A 14,505-nucleotide genomic window follows, 5' to 3' on the forward strand; every position below is an offset into this window, starting at 1 on the left:
CTCGTGCTCACGCCGCGTCAATCGCTCGAAATCGAAAGATCGCGAGTTGTGGGTTTCGCTCCGCACTCCCTCCGCCAGGTTCCGGCACTCGTCAGGTCAGCGAGATACCGCGCACAGACCCAATGGTACAGCTCGACCACGCGAGCGTCCTAGATTTGGAGGTTGGGGTGAGCAAATCGGACCGCGGAACGACGAAAATGCCATCATGTTCCGTTCAGTTCGCGCAACGAGTCTCCAGCGCATCGACGAAGGCGCGATCCCATCGGCCCTCACGGATCGCGTGGATGGTGTCTTGTTCTTTTTGCTCCTGCGCCAATGCCTTTTTGATGATGGTTGCGGCCAGTGACGGCGGGAATGCCAGGAGTCCGTCCTGGTCCCCCACAATGATGTCGCCCGCGTTCACGGGCATGCCGCCGACGGTGATCGAGACATTGATCGCTCCGGGACCATCCTTGTAGGGACCACGATGGGTCACGCCGCGCGCGTAGACAGGAAAAGTGCGCTGACGGATTTCCGCAACGTCGCGAATGGCGCCGTCGAGCACCATGCCGGCAAGCCCAAGCGAGGCCGCGCCGAGTGTCATGATGCCGCCGACCAGTGCGTTGGAGATATCACCACCGGCATCGACAACCATCACGTCGCCGGGACGACAGAAGTCGTAGGCACGCAGGATGGCGAGGTTGTCGCCGCCGCGGGTCTTCACGGTCACCGCAGTGCCCACCATCGGCGCCGGTGAATGATAGGGGATTAGGCCAACGCTGCCGCAATTGCGGTGCAATTGGTCGCTGAGCAGGGCGACTGCGATGGTCCGTAGTTTTGCGATCACCGCGGGATCGACTTGCGGAGCCGAGGGATTCTTTTCGATGCCGGTGTTTGACATGAGGTGCTTCCGATCAGGAGACTAGCGAAGTTCGGAGACGGCGCGAGCGATGCGGTTGATGCCGTCGTCGAGCACATCGAGCGATGCGGCGATCGAGATGCGGAAGTACGGCGACAAGCCGTAGGCGCTACCTTGGACCACGGCGACGCCGACGCTTTCGAGCAGATACATCGCGACGTCGCCATCAGTCTCGAGGTGCGCACCCGCAGGAGTTTTTCGACCGATCAGCTCGGCGCAATTGACGTAGAGATAAAACGCGCCTTCGGGCGGCAGGCAGCTCAAGCCCTCGATCTGGTTGATGCGCGTCAGCGTGCGATCGCGGCGGCTACGGTAGATCGCGACGCTTTCGGTAACGAAGCTCTGGTCGCCGTTGAGCGCTTCGACGGCGGCGGCCTGACTGATCGAGCAGGCGTTGCCGGCGGCCTGCGACAGTAGCGTGTTCAACGCACCGATCAGATCGGAGGGACCGGCGATCCAGCCGATCCGCCAGCCGGTCATTGCGTAGGTCTTCGACACGCCATTCACCGCAAGCACGCGGTCCGCCAGTTCGGGGGCAGCGTTCAGCAGGTGCGGCGTTGCGCGGCCATCGAAGCGGATGTGTTCGTAGATGTCGTCCGTCATGACCAGCACGTGAGGATGCCGTGCGAGAATGTCGGCCAGCTCGCGGTATTCCGCCGCCGAGTAGCTTGCGCCCGTCGGATTCGACGGCGAGTTGATGATCAGCCATCGCGTCTTGTTCGTGATGGCAGCTTCGAGTTGCTCTGGCGAGATCTTGAAGCCTTGGCTTTCCGGGCAGGCGACGATTTTCGGAACGCCCTCGCAGGCGATCACCATGTCGGGGTACGACACCCAGTAGGGAGCCGGGATGATCACCTCGTCGCCGGCCTCGATCGTCGCCTCGAGCGCGCTATAGATGCCGCTCTTGCAACCGTTGGTGACGATGATGTCGGAGGGGGAGTAGACGAGATTGTTCTCGCGCTTCAGTTTGGCTGCAATCGCCTCGCGCAGATCGACGGATCCCGGCAGCATCGTGTAACGGGTAGCACCCTTGTCCATCGCCTTTGAGGCCGCGGCGCGAATGTTCGCAGGCGTATCGAAGTCCGGCTCGCCGACGACAAGGCTGACAATGTTCCGGCCCTCTCGCTTCAGCGCCGTTGCCCGATCGGCTGCCGCCGAGCTCGGCGAAGGCTTGATGCGCCTCACCCGTGCGGAAATACGAGGATGGTTCATAATGATTGACCCTGGCTAAGCGAGGTGCGACGCTAGTGATTGAGCCCGGCCCTGGCCAACACGAGTTCAATCTGGCCTGATAGGCATATCTTATGGATGCTCTGCTCCGGTCTGGAGCGGGAGGCAGTCTGAGGAGAGGACGTGAATCTCAGGCGACTGCAGTACTTCGTGAAGATCGTCGACGTCGGCAGCCTGACGCAAGCCGCCGATGTGCTTCACGTGGCGCAGCCAGCGCTCAGTCAACAGCTCGCAACCCTCGAAGGCGAGGTGCGTCAGCAGCTTCTCGTGCGCACCAAGAGCGGCGTGGTGCCGACCGAGGCCGGCAAGGTGCTGTATCGCCACGCCCAGCTCATCCTCCGGCAATGCGACCAGGCGCGCGCCGACATGAATGCGGCTGCGAAAAACATCTCCGGCGCCGTGGCCGTGGGGCTTGCGCCGGGGACTGCCGCGGCAGGACTGGCTCTGCCGCTCCTGCGCACCGTGCGGGCGCGGCACCCCGGTATTTTGCTGTATTTGAACGAGACCTATGGCACCACGCTTTCCGAGCTCGTGATGAATGGCCGCATGGATCTGGCGGTTCTCTACGGCGGTAAGACCGCCGTCCACGGCCTCGCATTCCAGCCGCTGTTGAGAGAGCCGCTTTACCTCGTCGGCCGCGGCAGCATGGTGGCGCCCCCGGCCGAGGTGCCGCTCGCGATGATCGTTGACACCGAGCTCTACCTTGCACGCCCCTACAATGTCGTCCGCAAGATGGTGAACGACGCTTTCGCGGCCATCGGCAAGGTGCCGAAGGTCGTCGCGGAAATCGAATCGGCCAGCACGCTGACCGCCGTGATCTCCGATGGCCTTGGCGCCACCATCCTACCGGAATCGATGGCGCGGCAGGTCGCGTCCTCCTGCGATGCCTGGCAATCCTGCATCATTGAACCGGTGATCGAGGCGCCGCTGGCGCTGTGCCAGTCCGATCATTTGCCGCTCTCCGAACCGGCGCAGGCGATCAAGGAAATCCTGCTGGAGCTTGTGGCCGGTCTGCCGGGCAATCTGATTGCGCATGATGAGCGGTCTCAGAAAGCGTCATAGCGCTCTCTTATAGGGGCAAAGCCAATCCGTCTTGGTCGGCAGAAATCGATGGCGCTAGCGTCGAGGCCGGCGTTGCGCATGCAGCGCCACGATCCCGTATGGGTGGCGGAACATGGATTTGGACCAGATCAAGATCCTGATCGATGCGATGGCTGCGTCTGATCTGAACGAAATGGAATTCAGCGAAGACGGCTGGTCGCTCAGGTTGGTTCGTCGGGCGCAGCTGGACGATATGGCTCGGGTACTGATCAAGACGGCCGCATCCACGCCGGCCAAGCAGTTGCCAAATCGCGCCAAACCCGAAGCGGCGCCGAACAGAGAGGCCAAGATCGCAGCGCCCTTGTTCGGAATTGTGCATCTGCAACCGGCGCCGGATGCGCCGGTCTTCATTTCGGTCGGTCAGGCCGTGACGGCAGGAACGCCACTCTGTGTCATCGAGGCGATGAAGATGTTTCACGAGGTTCGGGCCGAACGGGACGGTACTGTGTCGGCGATTTTGGTTGCTTCGGGTCAGGAAGTCGAGGCCGGCCAGGAACTGATAAGGTTCGCGTGACCTCATGTTTGGATCGGTTCTCATAGCCAACCGGGGAGAGATTGCCCTCCGCATCCAGCGGACCTGTCGGCGTCTCGGCCTGCGAACGATCGTGGTCCATTCCGAGCCCGATCGAGAGGCGCCGTATGTGCTTCAGGCTGACCTCGCTCTGTGCATCGGGCCCGCCGCGGCAGCGCAGAGCTACCTGTGCCAGAAGGCAATTCTGTTTGCCGCTGAAGTCAGCGGAGCCGAAGCGATCCACCCCGGCTACGGATTTTTGTCAGAAAATGCCGGCTTTGCGGAGCGAGTCGAGGCCGCCGGACTGACATTCATCGGTCCGAGTGCCGCGAGCATGCGCGTGATGGGTGACAAGATCGCAGCCAAGCGGTCCATGAGGGCGGCGGGCGTTCCGTGCGTCCCCGGTCCCGATGCGGCTCTGACTGACGATCTTGATGTCGTGCGCGCGGCGGCAGGCGAGATTGGCTATCCCGTGATTCTAAAGGCCGCGTGCGGCGGGGGCGGTCGCGGCATGCGGATGGTCGAGAGCGAGAGCGCCTTGGCCGACGCGCTGCTCGTGACCCGGGAAGAAGCGCGGCTCGCATTCGGGAACAGCGCCATCTATGTCGAGAAATTCCTCGGTCGGCCGCGTCACGTCGAAATCCAGGTGATCGCCGATACCTACGGTGATGCGGTCTGGCTTGGTAGCCGCGATTGCTCGCTGCAGCGGCGACATCAGAAGGTCATCGAGGAAGCGCCAGCCCCGCAGATCGAAGATGCGCTGGTCCGTGAAATCGGCGAGCGCTGTGCCGAGGCTTGCCGACAAATCGGCTATCGCAGCGTCGGGACTTTCGAATTCCTGGTCGAAGATAACGCGTTCTACTTTATCGAGATGAATACGCGCCTCCAGGTCGAACATCCCGTTACCGAGATGACCACCGGGATCGATCTCGTCGAGGCTCAGATTCGTGTGGCGCAGGGTGAAAGGCTGCCGTTCAGGCAGGACGGCATCGCCTGTCACGGTCATGCTTTCGAGTGCCGCATCAATGCCGAAGACCCGGACAGCTTCGCGCCCTCGCCTGGTATGATTGATACCTGGCAGATGCCGGGCGGACCTGGCGTACGGATCGACAGTCACGCGAGTTCCGGTTACCGCGTATCGTCGTATTACGACTCGCTGCTCGGCAAGCTTATCGTCCATGGCACGACACGCGATGAAGCGTTGGCCCGTTTGCGCGTGGCGCTCGACGAGGCGCGGATCGGGGGAATTGCAACAAACCTGCCGCTGCACCGGCGCCTCGTCACTGATCCAGATTTTATCCGCGGTGGCGTCAGTATCCACCATCTCGAGACGAGACTTCGCCGGAGTGGGCAGCCGTGACGACGGACGGGCCTCGCACAAGCCTGCTTGGGACGACAGCCCTGCTGTTTGAGGCGCCCGGCGAGACCACGCTTGAAACACAGCGGCGGATCTGGGCCATGGCGCACGAGGCTGCCGAATTTTCCGGTGTGCGCGAGGCCGTGCCAGGCATGAACAACCTCATGTTGGTCTTTGGCGAGCCGCCGCGACGACCGGAAGAGATGGAACAAAGGCTTGTCGAACTCTGGAGTTCCGTCGCGCCGCTTCCGATCGCCGGGCGCTGCATCGATCTGCCCGTCGCCTATGGCGGAGAAGCCGGGCCGCATATGGCCGATGTCGTCGAACACACCGGCATGAGCGTCGATGAGATCGTCGAGCGCCACACCTCGCCAACCTACACCGTGTTCGCGCTCGGAAGTCACCCCGGCTACTGCTATCTCGGCGGCATGGATACGCGTATCGCGACGCCGCGCCGCAAGGTGCCGGTGCTGAAGATTCCGGGCGGAGCCGTGTCGATCGGTGGCAGTCAGACCGGCGTGTCTGCCTCCGACGGGCCGAGCGGATGGAATACGATCGGCAGCACACAGGTCGCATTCTTCGATGTGAATCGCAGCCCGCCCGCACTGCTTCAGCCGGGCGACAGCATCCGCTTCAAAGTTATCCGAGTGCTGCGATGATCAAGGTTCTGTCGGCAGGCGCGCTTGCGACGGTCCAGGATCTCGGCCGTACAGGTAGGCTCAACCTTGGCGTCGGGATATCGGGCGCCATGGATCCTCTCGCGCTTGCCGGAGGCAATATCCTGCTGGGCAACGAGAAGAACGCCGCAGCCATTGAGGTCCCGGTTCTTCCTTTCAAGGTTCGTTTCGAGCGCTCGACTGTTTTTGCCGTCACCGGCGCCGATTGCGCGGCAAGGATTGATGAGACGCCGGTGTTGCCGTGGTGGGCGCATCGCGCCGAAGCGGGGCAGGTGCTGTCGCTGTCGCTTCCCAAGCAGACGACATGGCGCGCGACCCGCGCCTATCTGTGTGTCGCTGGTGGCATTGACGTGCCGGCCGTGCTCGGCTCGCGGAGCACGCAGTTGAGAGGCGCATTTGGTGGACACGAGGGGCGGCCGCTCCGCGATGGCGACGAGCTGCCGACCGCCGGTTCGAAGGGCCGCGCCGCTCCCGGATTCGGTCTGGTCCCGCCAGGGCTAACGCTCCCGCTTGAGGTCGACGGTGTGCCCGCCGTTCGCGTGCTACCGGCTGCCGAGTACGACTGCTTCACCAAGTCATCGCACGATGCATTGTGGTCGACCGCCTGGAAAATCACCCCGCAGAGCGACCGCTATGGCTACAGGCTTGCCGGCCCTGAGCTCAACCCGCTGCGTCCGCTGGAATTGCGCTCGCACGGCATCGTGCCCGGCGTCATTCAGGTGCCCCATGGCGGCCAGCCCATTATCCAGATGCGGGATGCGCAGCCCTCCGGCGGCTATCCCAAAATCGGCACGGTGATCGAGGCAGATCTCTGGCGTCTCGGCCAAGCCCCCATCGGGAGCAACATTCGCTTCATCCGCTGTAGCTGGGATGAAGCGCTGGACGCTTCAGTGGACATCCGCCGCTGGCTCGCAAACGCGCGTCGTCTCGTCGAGCTTCACTGCGGCAAGGGGGGAGGCCGATGAGCAATCCCGTCGATCACGTCGACCAGTTGAGCGCCTGGCTCAAGGACGCCAATCTCGCGCTGCTCGAGCTGCGCGGTCCGAGCGCGACGTTGCGCCTGGTGAACGATGGTGCATCGGTGCGCGTCATTCAGGGCGAGGAATCGCCGCCCGTCGCCGCGCCGTCGATGACCGTTCGCGCTCCATCGCCGGGCATCTTTCTCGATCGTCACCCGCTTCACGAGCGCGCAATCGCTTTGATCGCCGCCGATGTCCGGGCTGGCGACCCTCTCGGCTTCCTGCAAATCGGGTCTCTGCTCTTAGCCGTGCCCGCGCCCCGGGCAGGAATGCTGACCGATGTGCTGGTCGCGTACGGCACGATCGTTGGCTACGGCACGCCGCTGTTCGTACTACAGCCGTTCGAAGGTGAGGCATCATGAAGATCGATCTCAACGCCGATATGGGCGAAGGTTTTGGTCCGTGGCCGATGGGCAACGACGAGGCGCTGCTCGACCTCGTGTCTTCGGCCAACGTCGCGTGCGGCTTTCATGCCGGCGATCCGCTGATCATGCAGCGCACGGCGGAGCGCGCCAAGGCGCGCGGCGTCGACCTTGGGGCTCACGTCGGCTTTCCGGACCGTCAGGGATTTGGCCGGCGCGTGATGCAGATCGACACCACCGAGCTCGCCGCAATGGTCACCTACCAGCTCGGCGCGCTCGATGGCATCGCGCGGGCCGTCGGGCATCGCGTCACGCATATGAGCTTTCATGGGGCGCTGGGCAACATGGCAGCTGCCGACGCCGATCTTGCCCGCCCATTGGTTCGCGCGGTCGCCGCGTTCGATCCCAATCTGCTGATCGTTTCCTCGAGCAGCCGCGCCATCGAGGATGCGGCAGGGCAGTGCGGCATCAGGGTTGCCACGACGTTCCTGGCTGATCGGGCCTATGACGACGAGGGCCTGCTGGTGTCTCGGGCAAAGCCCGGTGCGGTCATTCATGACGCTGGGGTGGCTGCCGAGCGAGTCGAGCGACTGCTGCGTGAAGGCGTGGTCATTGCCGCCAGCGGAAAGGCGCTGGCCATGCCGGCCCAGTCGATCCTGCTGCATGGGGATACCCCGGGCGCCGTCGAACTCGCCCGGCGGATCCGGGCCTCGATCGAAGCGGCAGGTGGCGCAATCGTGCCGCTTTCCAAGCTTGTGCCGGGCTCCGGGGGAGCGCCGTTGGATCATAAGGGGACCTTATCCCGCCACATTTAATCCCTCTTGGCGGGAAAGTTGCGCGATCGTTTAGCGTGTTGAAAAGGTGAGGAGCCCGATGCCATTCTCCGATTACAGGACTGCTCTCGTCACTGGCGCCTCGTCAGGAATCGGCCTGGCGGTCGTCGAACGCCTGACGCGTGAGGGCCTGAAGGTTCATGCGGTCGCACGGAGCGCGGATGCGCTGAGAGCTTTGGCCGATCGCACCGGCTGCATCCCCCACGCCATCGACGTCAGAGATATTGCGGCAGTCACCAAGTTTGCTCAGGGTACCGAGGTCGACGTGCTCGTCAATTGCGCGGGCGTCGACCGGCCGAAGAAGTTTCTCCAGGCGGATCCGGACGAGATCGATCTTCTGGTCGATGTCAACCTGCGTGCGATCCTGCATCTCTGCCGTCTGCTCGTGCCGGGCATGGCGGAGCGCGATCGCGGCCATGTGGTGAACATCACGTCGATTGCCGGCGCCTACAACTTCGCAGGCAACTCGAGCTATCATGCGACCAAGGCGGCCGTCAGCATGCTGACCAGTCAGCTCAGGGTCGATTGCTTCGGCAAGCGCGTGCGTGTTACCGAAATCTGCCCCGGCCGGGTTGCAACCGACATCTTCGCTCATGTCCATGGCGACAGCGCCGAGACGCGTGCGAACTTCATCGAGGGCTTTGAACTGCCCGAGGCAAAGGACATTGCCGACGCCATCGCATTTGCGATTGCGGCGCCGGTGGCGGTGAATGTCGGCTACATCGAGATCACACCGACCTTGCAAGTGCCGGGTGGCTTGTCGACCACGCGCCCCGAAGGCGCTCCAAAACCCGTCCTTCCGACCTAGACGAGGGGCGCGCGGTGAAGGGTTTCGACCTCATGGCCGTCCTGCTCAATCCGGAGTTCAGCCGGATGCTGGTCCATGGGGTGAAGATGACCTTCATCATCTTCATCGGCTCGTGGCTCCTCGCGATGAGTCTTGGAATGGTACTTCTCGCGGTCCGGATGCTGCCGAGCCGAATCGCCAGCGGTTTTGTCGCGATCTACGTCTCCTACCACCGCAATGTACCGACCTTGGTGCAGCTCATGCTCTGGTATTTCGGCATTTCGAGCCTGCTGCCGGACTCGGTTCAGATGTGGCTAGGCGATCACAATGGCGAAGCGTTGTTCGCTGTCGTTGCCTTGGGGCTGTGTCAGGCTGCGTATTTCAGCGAGGATCAACGCTCCGGTCTGCGTGCCGTGCCGAGGGGGCAGTGGGAAGCCGCCCGTGCCCTGGGGCATAGCTATGTCGGGGCTATGGCCTACATCCTGCTGCCACAGGCCGTTCGCAACGCGATGCCGGCGCTGGTGAACCATACGGTCTCCTTGTTCAAGAACTCCAGCCTTGCGATGGCGATCGGCGTCGCCGAGCTGACCCACGCGGTCAAGGAGGTCGAGAACCAGAGCTTTCGTCCATTCGAGAGCTACCTGATTGCCACGATCGTCTATCTCGTCTGCTCGCTGTTGCTGATGTGGCTTGGTCACCATCTCGAGCAGCGCAGCCGCATGGCCGGAGCGGTCTGATCATGGCGCTGCTTCCGAGCATGATCGAGATCGTAAGGGACAACTGGCTGTTGCTGCTCGTCGGTCAGTATCCGAACGGTCCGCTTGGCGGCATTACGGCCACCCTCATTCTCTCCGTGCTCGGCATTGCCTTGGCCTTTCCGCTGAGCGTCGTGATGGCGCTGGCGAGCCTGTCGCCGTGGCGGGCGCTGCGCTGGCCGGTCATGGCCATGGTCTACGTCACCCGCGGTGTGCCGCTGCTGCTGATCATTCTGTGGGTCTATTTCGTGCTGCCGCTTTTGATCGGCCATAGCGTGCCGGCGTTCGCGACCATGCTGGTCACGCTGATCGGCTACGAAGCCGCATTCTTGAGTGAGATCGTGCGGGCCGGAATTCAGGCATTGCCACAAGGTCAGATGGATGCTGCCCGCGCGCTCGGGCACAGCCGTCTCGGCGCGATGCGCTACGTGATTCTGCCGCAGGCACTGTTTAACATGATCCCGAGCATCCTCAGTCAGTTCGTCTCGACCATCAAGGAGACGACACTCGGCTACATCATCAACGTGCCCGAGCTCACCTTTGCGGCCGGCCAGATCAACAACCGCCTGCTGACCAAGCCGTTCGAAGTCTACTTCATCCTCGCCATCAGCTATTTCATCGTTTGCTGGACCTTGACGCAGGCCATCAACATGGTCGAGCGGCGGATTACCGCGCGCCGAACCGCAGGCGTGGCCGCTGCGTCCGCACTGCCTGCCACAGCCGCAAGCGCATCAGGGGCATGACCATGACGCATGAAACTCCATCCCCAAATGCCGCCGCCATGATCCAGTTCGTCGCTGTCCATAAATTCTTTGGACCGCTGGCCGCGCTGACGGACGTCAATGCCGAGGTCAAGAAAGGCGAGGTTGTGGTGGTCTGCGGGCCGTCCGGTTCGGGCAAGTCGACGCTCATCCGTACCGTCAACAGGCTCGAGGAAATCCAGTCCGGCTCGGTGCTGTTCGAGGGCAAGGACGTTCATGCCAAGCTGCGTGGCTCGGCGCTGAACCACCTCCGGAGCCGCATCGGATTCGTTTTCCAGAGCTTCAACTTGTTTCCGCATCTGAGTGCGCTCGACAACGTCATGCTTTCGCCGATGAAGGTGAACGGCGTCAAGCGCAGCGACGCGCGCGAAACGGCCCTGCGGCTGCTGGATCGCGTCGGGCTCGCGGCTAAAGCACAGAACTATCCAGGCCAGCTCTCCGGCGGACAGCAGCAGCGCGTGGCGATCGCGCGCGCGCTCGCCATGGAGCCGCCAGCGATGCTGTTCGACGAACCGACCAGCGCGCTCGATCCGGAGATGGTGGGGGAAGTGCTGTCCGTCATGCGTGGGCTTGCGCGTGATGGAATGACCATGATGTGCGTGACCCATGAGATGAACTTCGCGCGTGATGTCGCCGATCGTGTCTGGTTCATGGACGCTGGGAGGGTGCTCGAGACGGGAGCTCCGGTGGACTTCTTCCGCTCACCACAACATCCCCGTGCGCAGCGTTTCCTGTCGGACCTGCACACACGGTGAGCGCGCTGACTTGATGTGACCTAATCTGGAGGAGAACGCGAATGTCTTTCAAGAAACGTTCGATCGGCCTAGTGGCCGCGGTTGCAGGCCTTGCCGGGATCGCGTCTGCGGCATGCGCCGACCAGCTCTCGGACATCATCCAGCGTAAGGAGCTGCGCTGCGGAACCTTCGCGGACGTCCCGCCGTTTGCGGCGCCGGATGCCAAGACACGTGAGATGGTCGGCTTTGACGTCGATCTCTGCAAGGCGATCGCCCAACATTGGGGCGTTGTCGCAAAGGTCACGCCGCTCTCGGTCGAGGCGCGCGTGCCGGAGGTCAAGCTCGGTCATGTCGATATCACGGTGGCGAACCTTGCCTACACGCTGGGACGCGCGGAGCAGATCCAGTTTTCCGATCCCTATTACATCGCCAAGGAAATGCTGGCAGTGAAGGCGAGCGACCCCGGGTCCGCCAAAGCCGATTTCAAGGGTAAGCGGCTGGCATCGACCAAAGGATCGACGTCGGAACTGGCCATCAAGATGAACGAATCCGACCCGCTGACTTTCGTCGATACCGGCTCGGCCTTCATGGCGGTTCAACAGAACAAGGCGGTCGGAATGGTGGCGAATACCATGACGATCACCAAGCTCGTGAACCAGTCCAAGGAGGGCGGGCAGCCACTGAAGATGATCGAGGAGCCCATGGTCCTGCAGCCGATCGGCGTTGGCATGAAGAAGGACGAGCCGGCGCTGCTCGCGAAGATCAACGAGACCCTGCTCGCGATGGACCAGGCCGGCGAAATCAACCAGCTCTGGGACAAGTGGCTCGGGCCCAGCACCGAGTTCAAGATGACGCGCACCGACAAGGTCGCGCCGCTCAGCCAGCTGAAGTTCACGCCGCTCCCATGATTTGTGAATTGGCGCCATTCTGATTGGAGCAAGCTCCATCCTGAGCGAGTCGCCCGCTGGCTGCTCTTTCGCCTAGCGTTGCGAAGAATTTCAGCGCGGGAGATGGCATTTTCGCCGACGAGCTACGCCACGAGCCAATCTGTAAAGGCTCGTACCGCGGATCGCTGTCGGCTGGCGAGCGGGTAAATAAGGCGGTGACCGCGTAGCGGTATGGTTGGCGCGTCCTGCCAACGGCGCAACCGATCGCCCGCTCACCAGTTCGCGTTCGGCCAGAAACGTTGATTCCAGCGCGAGTCCCAAACCCTCCCGGCTGTCGCGATCGCAAGAAAGCTGCGATCGAATTTCATGCCATGGAGTGCAGGGGGCCTCTAATTCGTTCGCCGTGAACCATTGGTGCCACTAAATCTGTTTCACATCAGAGCGGATCAGCGTCTGCTCGAGAAGATCGGCAGGCTTCCTAATCGATTTTGCTAGGACAGGCAAACAGAGCGGCGTGACCGTCTCCTCCGGGAGAGGGACGACTTCAAAACCCTCCTCGCGCGGCGGACCGTAAACGATGTGGATATCAAAATCATCGTTGCTGAAGCGAGCGTAGTCCGTGCTCGCAGCAAGCAGGTGAGATATTATTTGCGGGCACAGTAAACTGCGTCTCTTACTGCTAACGGGAAGTCGCCGTTCATTCCGGAAGGCGTAGTATTCGTGAGCACCACGACGGCCAGATCTTCGGCCGTGTCGACGAACCAGTGGTGCCCATAGACACCGCCCCAACGCCAGGTTCCTGCTCCGAACGGCACCCTGGCGCGTTCAGGGCTCTCAAGGATGGCAAAGCCATGGGAGAATCGCCATCCTGGATCGAGTCCAAGTGCTGGTAAGTCGCCAATCGCGTTCTGGCTCAATCGATCGCGAACGGCACCAGACAAAACATGGTTGCGCCCGGTACGAATCTCTTCGAGCAATCTCAAGAAATCTCTCGCATTTCCTAACAGGCCGGTGCCGCCAGAGGGGTATTCGCTTTTCAAGAAGCACCGCTCAGGCGAGAGAATGAGCTCGCCGCCATTATGCCGGACGTGCTGCGGTCCTTCGATCCTGCGTGGAGCGTCGGCCGTGTCATAATAAACCGACGCCAGATCGTTGCGGTCGATGGCAGTGAACGCGACCGAATTGAGGGAGAGGGGGTGGAGCAGCCTTGATCTGAGCACCTCTCCGAGCGAGCATCCTGTTGTAGCCTCGATCGCGGCACCGATCACATCAGTCGCCAGCGAATATTGCCAAGCCGCGCCCGGCATAAAGGAAAGCGGAATCGTCGCCAGGCGACGGAGGTTCTCTCGCAATGGCATATTCGTAAGGTCGAGGCCGTCCGAGATACCCGCCTGCCGATACGCGCCGTCCGGAGATTGGCAAAATCCATAATCGAGTCCGGCCGTATGCGTGAGCAAATGAGCAATAGTAATCGCTGCCGGGCAGCCATCCGGCCCGCGCGGTTCAAAGAAGGGCAGGTAACGCGAAACGGGGTCGGTCAGGTTGAAGGCGCCTTCCTCGACCAGCATGAGCGCAATTGCGGATATGAAGACTTTCGTCAAGGAGGCATAACGGAAGCGAGTGTCGACCTGCATCAGGGCCTGTCGCTCCAGGTCGCGAAAGCCCGCACAAATCGCCTCGACGATTTCCCCTTCGTGGGCGACCAGGACCACCGCACCCCTGATCCGATGCGGCGTCCACTCGTCGAGAACGCGCACAAGTTTGCCCGAAAAGGCAGCGCGCCGCTGACGACTGCGGATCGGGGCCCTCATTGCCTTTTCCCATTGAGGAGCGAGGATTCGAGATCCTTTGCGGTCCAATCCATCAATACGGTCATCCGGCTTCTCGCCTGCTCAGGATTGCGCAACCGTATGGCCTCGAGCACCTGAAAGTGCGCGTCCAGCGCCACCTCAGGAGTTCGGGACGTATTTGTGGTATGGCGGAAACCCGCGCGCAGCGCCGCCTCGATGATAGAGACCATTTGCATGAGCACAACATTCTTCGTGCTGTCCAGAATGGCGCGGTGAAAAGCGATGTCCGCTTCTACGAGGTTTTCGGCGTCGCCGCCTTTCCAGCTGCCCACCATCCCCATGTAGCCGGCCTCGATGCGGGCGAGGTCGGCAGCCGTTGCGCGGGTCGCGGCTAGTTCCGCCGCCGCCGGTTCGAAGATCCGCCGCGCCTCAAGAAGCGACCACATGAACTGCTGGTCGGGGGCGGCGTGCGCAGTCCACCGGATCAGATCCCCGTCGAGCCTATTCCACTGTGAGGAGGGCGTCACGCGTGTTCCGATGCGTCGTTGGACTACGAGCATTCCCTTGTCGGTCAGCACGCGCACCGCTTCTCGAAGGGAGGAGCGGCCCACTGAAAGCTGCTCGCAAAGCTCCGTCTCGTTTGGCAGAGTGGTCTCGGCTGGATAGACGCCGGAGATGATCCTCCGCGCCAGCATCTCCATCACCGAATCATGCAGCTTCACAGGCTTCTGCTTTTTCTTCCGCACTCTGCATCCTCGAGGATCTTTCGTTCTTCTACCGCACGGGTTAGCGTCTTGCACGCA

16 protein-coding genes and 1 pseudogene are annotated in these 14,505 nt (G+C 62.3%); 12 read left to right on the forward strand and 5 right to left on the reverse strand.

Features of this window, described 5'->3' with window-relative positions; genetic code table 11:
- Positions 1-214: 214 nt before the first annotated feature.
- Together XH90_RS14585 and XH90_RS14590 are read right to left on the reverse strand one after the other, a co-directional pair.
- Entirely contained in the window at positions 215-880 is a 666-nt protein-coding gene (locus XH90_RS14585) for an RraA family protein (protein ID WP_194482126.1), read from the reverse strand.
- A gap of 21 nt (positions 881-901) precedes the next feature.
- Complete coding sequence (locus tag XH90_RS14590) at positions 902-2,110, reverse strand: aspartate transaminase (RefSeq protein ID WP_194482127.1); 1,209 nt, start codon at positions 2,108-2,110, stop codon at positions 902-904.
- Between the two features lie 141 nt (positions 2,111-2,251).
- Between XH90_RS14590 and nac the strand changes: the two genes are divergently transcribed.
- The 12 genes from nac to XH90_RS14650 all read left to right on the forward strand — a co-directional run bounded on the left by nac (position 2,252) and on the right by XH90_RS14650 (position 11,933).
- Positions 2,252-3,190: a nitrogen assimilation transcriptional regulator NAC gene (gene nac / locus XH90_RS14595; protein WP_194482128.1), complete on the forward strand. Its 939-nt coding sequence runs from the start codon at positions 2,252-2,254 to the stop codon at positions 3,188-3,190.
- Positions 3,191-3,302: 112 nt separating this feature from the next.
- The gene (locus XH90_RS14600; protein ID WP_194482129.1) at positions 3,303-3,743 is read left to right on the forward strand and encodes an acetyl-CoA carboxylase biotin carboxyl carrier protein subunit; all 441 of its coding nucleotides are present in this window, start codon (positions 3,303-3,305) and stop codon (positions 3,741-3,743) included.
- Positions 3,744-3,747: 4 nt separating this feature from the next.
- Positions 3,748-5,100: an acetyl-CoA carboxylase biotin carboxylase subunit gene (gene accC / locus XH90_RS14605; protein ID WP_194482130.1), complete on the forward strand. Its 1,353-nt coding sequence runs from the start codon at positions 3,748-3,750 to the stop codon at positions 5,098-5,100.
- A complete protein-coding gene (gene pxpB, locus XH90_RS14610; protein ID WP_194482131.1) occupies positions 5,097-5,756 on the forward strand; it encodes a 5-oxoprolinase subunit PxpB in 660 nt (219 codons plus the stop codon). Before accC ends, pxpB begins: the two co-directional genes overlap by 4 nt.
- The gene (locus XH90_RS14615) at positions 5,753-6,739 is read left to right on the forward strand and encodes a biotin-dependent carboxyltransferase family protein (RefSeq protein WP_194482688.1); all 987 of its coding nucleotides are present in this window, start codon (positions 5,753-5,755) and stop codon (positions 6,737-6,739) included. The genes pxpB and XH90_RS14615 overlap by 4 nt, the downstream gene beginning before the upstream one ends.
- A complete protein-coding gene (locus XH90_RS14620) occupies positions 6,736-7,155 on the forward strand; it encodes an acetyl-CoA carboxylase (protein ID WP_194482132.1) in 420 nt (139 codons plus the stop codon). Before XH90_RS14615 ends, XH90_RS14620 begins: the two co-directional genes overlap by 4 nt.
- Entirely contained in the window at positions 7,152-7,970 is an 819-nt protein-coding gene (locus XH90_RS14625) for a LamB/YcsF family protein (RefSeq protein ID WP_194482133.1), read from the forward strand. Before XH90_RS14620 ends, XH90_RS14625 begins: the two co-directional genes overlap by 4 nt.
- A gap of 58 nt (positions 7,971-8,028) precedes the next feature.
- Positions 8,029-8,796 carry an SDR family oxidoreductase gene (locus XH90_RS14630; RefSeq protein WP_194482134.1) on the forward strand — a complete coding sequence of 256 codons (768 nt, stop codon included), beginning with the start codon at positions 8,029-8,031 and terminating at the stop codon, positions 8,794-8,796.
- Positions 8,797-8,810: 14 nt separating this feature from the next.
- Positions 8,811-9,512, forward strand: a complete 702-nt coding sequence (locus tag XH90_RS14635) for an amino acid ABC transporter permease (protein ID WP_194482135.1) — start codon at positions 8,811-8,813, stop codon at positions 9,510-9,512.
- Positions 9,513-9,514: 2 nt separating this feature from the next.
- Complete coding sequence (locus XH90_RS14640; protein ID WP_371748349.1) at positions 9,515-10,273, forward strand: amino acid ABC transporter permease; 759 nt, start codon at positions 9,515-9,517, stop codon at positions 10,271-10,273.
- The gene (locus tag XH90_RS14645; RefSeq protein WP_371748350.1) at positions 10,270-11,046 is read left to right on the forward strand and encodes an amino acid ABC transporter ATP-binding protein; all 777 of its coding nucleotides are present in this window, start codon (positions 10,270-10,272) and stop codon (positions 11,044-11,046) included. Before XH90_RS14640 ends, XH90_RS14645 begins: the two co-directional genes overlap by 4 nt.
- A 41-nt stretch (positions 11,047-11,087) precedes the next feature.
- Positions 11,088-11,933: an ABC transporter substrate-binding protein gene (locus XH90_RS14650; RefSeq protein ID WP_194482137.1), complete on the forward strand. Its 846-nt coding sequence runs from the start codon at positions 11,088-11,090 to the stop codon at positions 11,931-11,933.
- A 122-nt stretch (positions 11,934-12,055) separates the two neighbouring features.
- Here the strand turns inward: XH90_RS14650 and XH90_RS39000 are convergent.
- The 3 genes and pseudogenes from XH90_RS39000 to XH90_RS14660 all read right to left on the reverse strand — a co-directional run.
- Positions 12,056-12,545, reverse strand: a pseudogene (locus tag XH90_RS39000) (LysR substrate-binding domain-containing protein); the annotation flags it as partial.
- Positions 12,546-12,556: 11 nt separating this feature from the next.
- A complete protein-coding gene (locus tag XH90_RS14655; RefSeq protein WP_194482138.1) occupies positions 12,557-13,723 on the reverse strand; it encodes a serine hydrolase in 1,167 nt (388 codons plus the stop codon).
- The gene (locus XH90_RS14660; RefSeq protein ID WP_194482139.1) at positions 13,720-14,448 is read right to left on the reverse strand and encodes a FadR/GntR family transcriptional regulator; all 729 of its coding nucleotides are present in this window, start codon (positions 14,446-14,448) and stop codon (positions 13,720-13,722) included. Before XH90_RS14660 ends, XH90_RS14655 begins: the two co-directional genes overlap by 4 nt.
- Positions 14,449-14,505: the final 57 nt, after the last annotated feature.

This window comes from Bradyrhizobium sp. CCBAU 53338 (assembly GCF_015291665.1).
Lineage (GTDB): Bacteria > Pseudomonadota > Alphaproteobacteria > Rhizobiales > Xanthobacteraceae > Bradyrhizobium.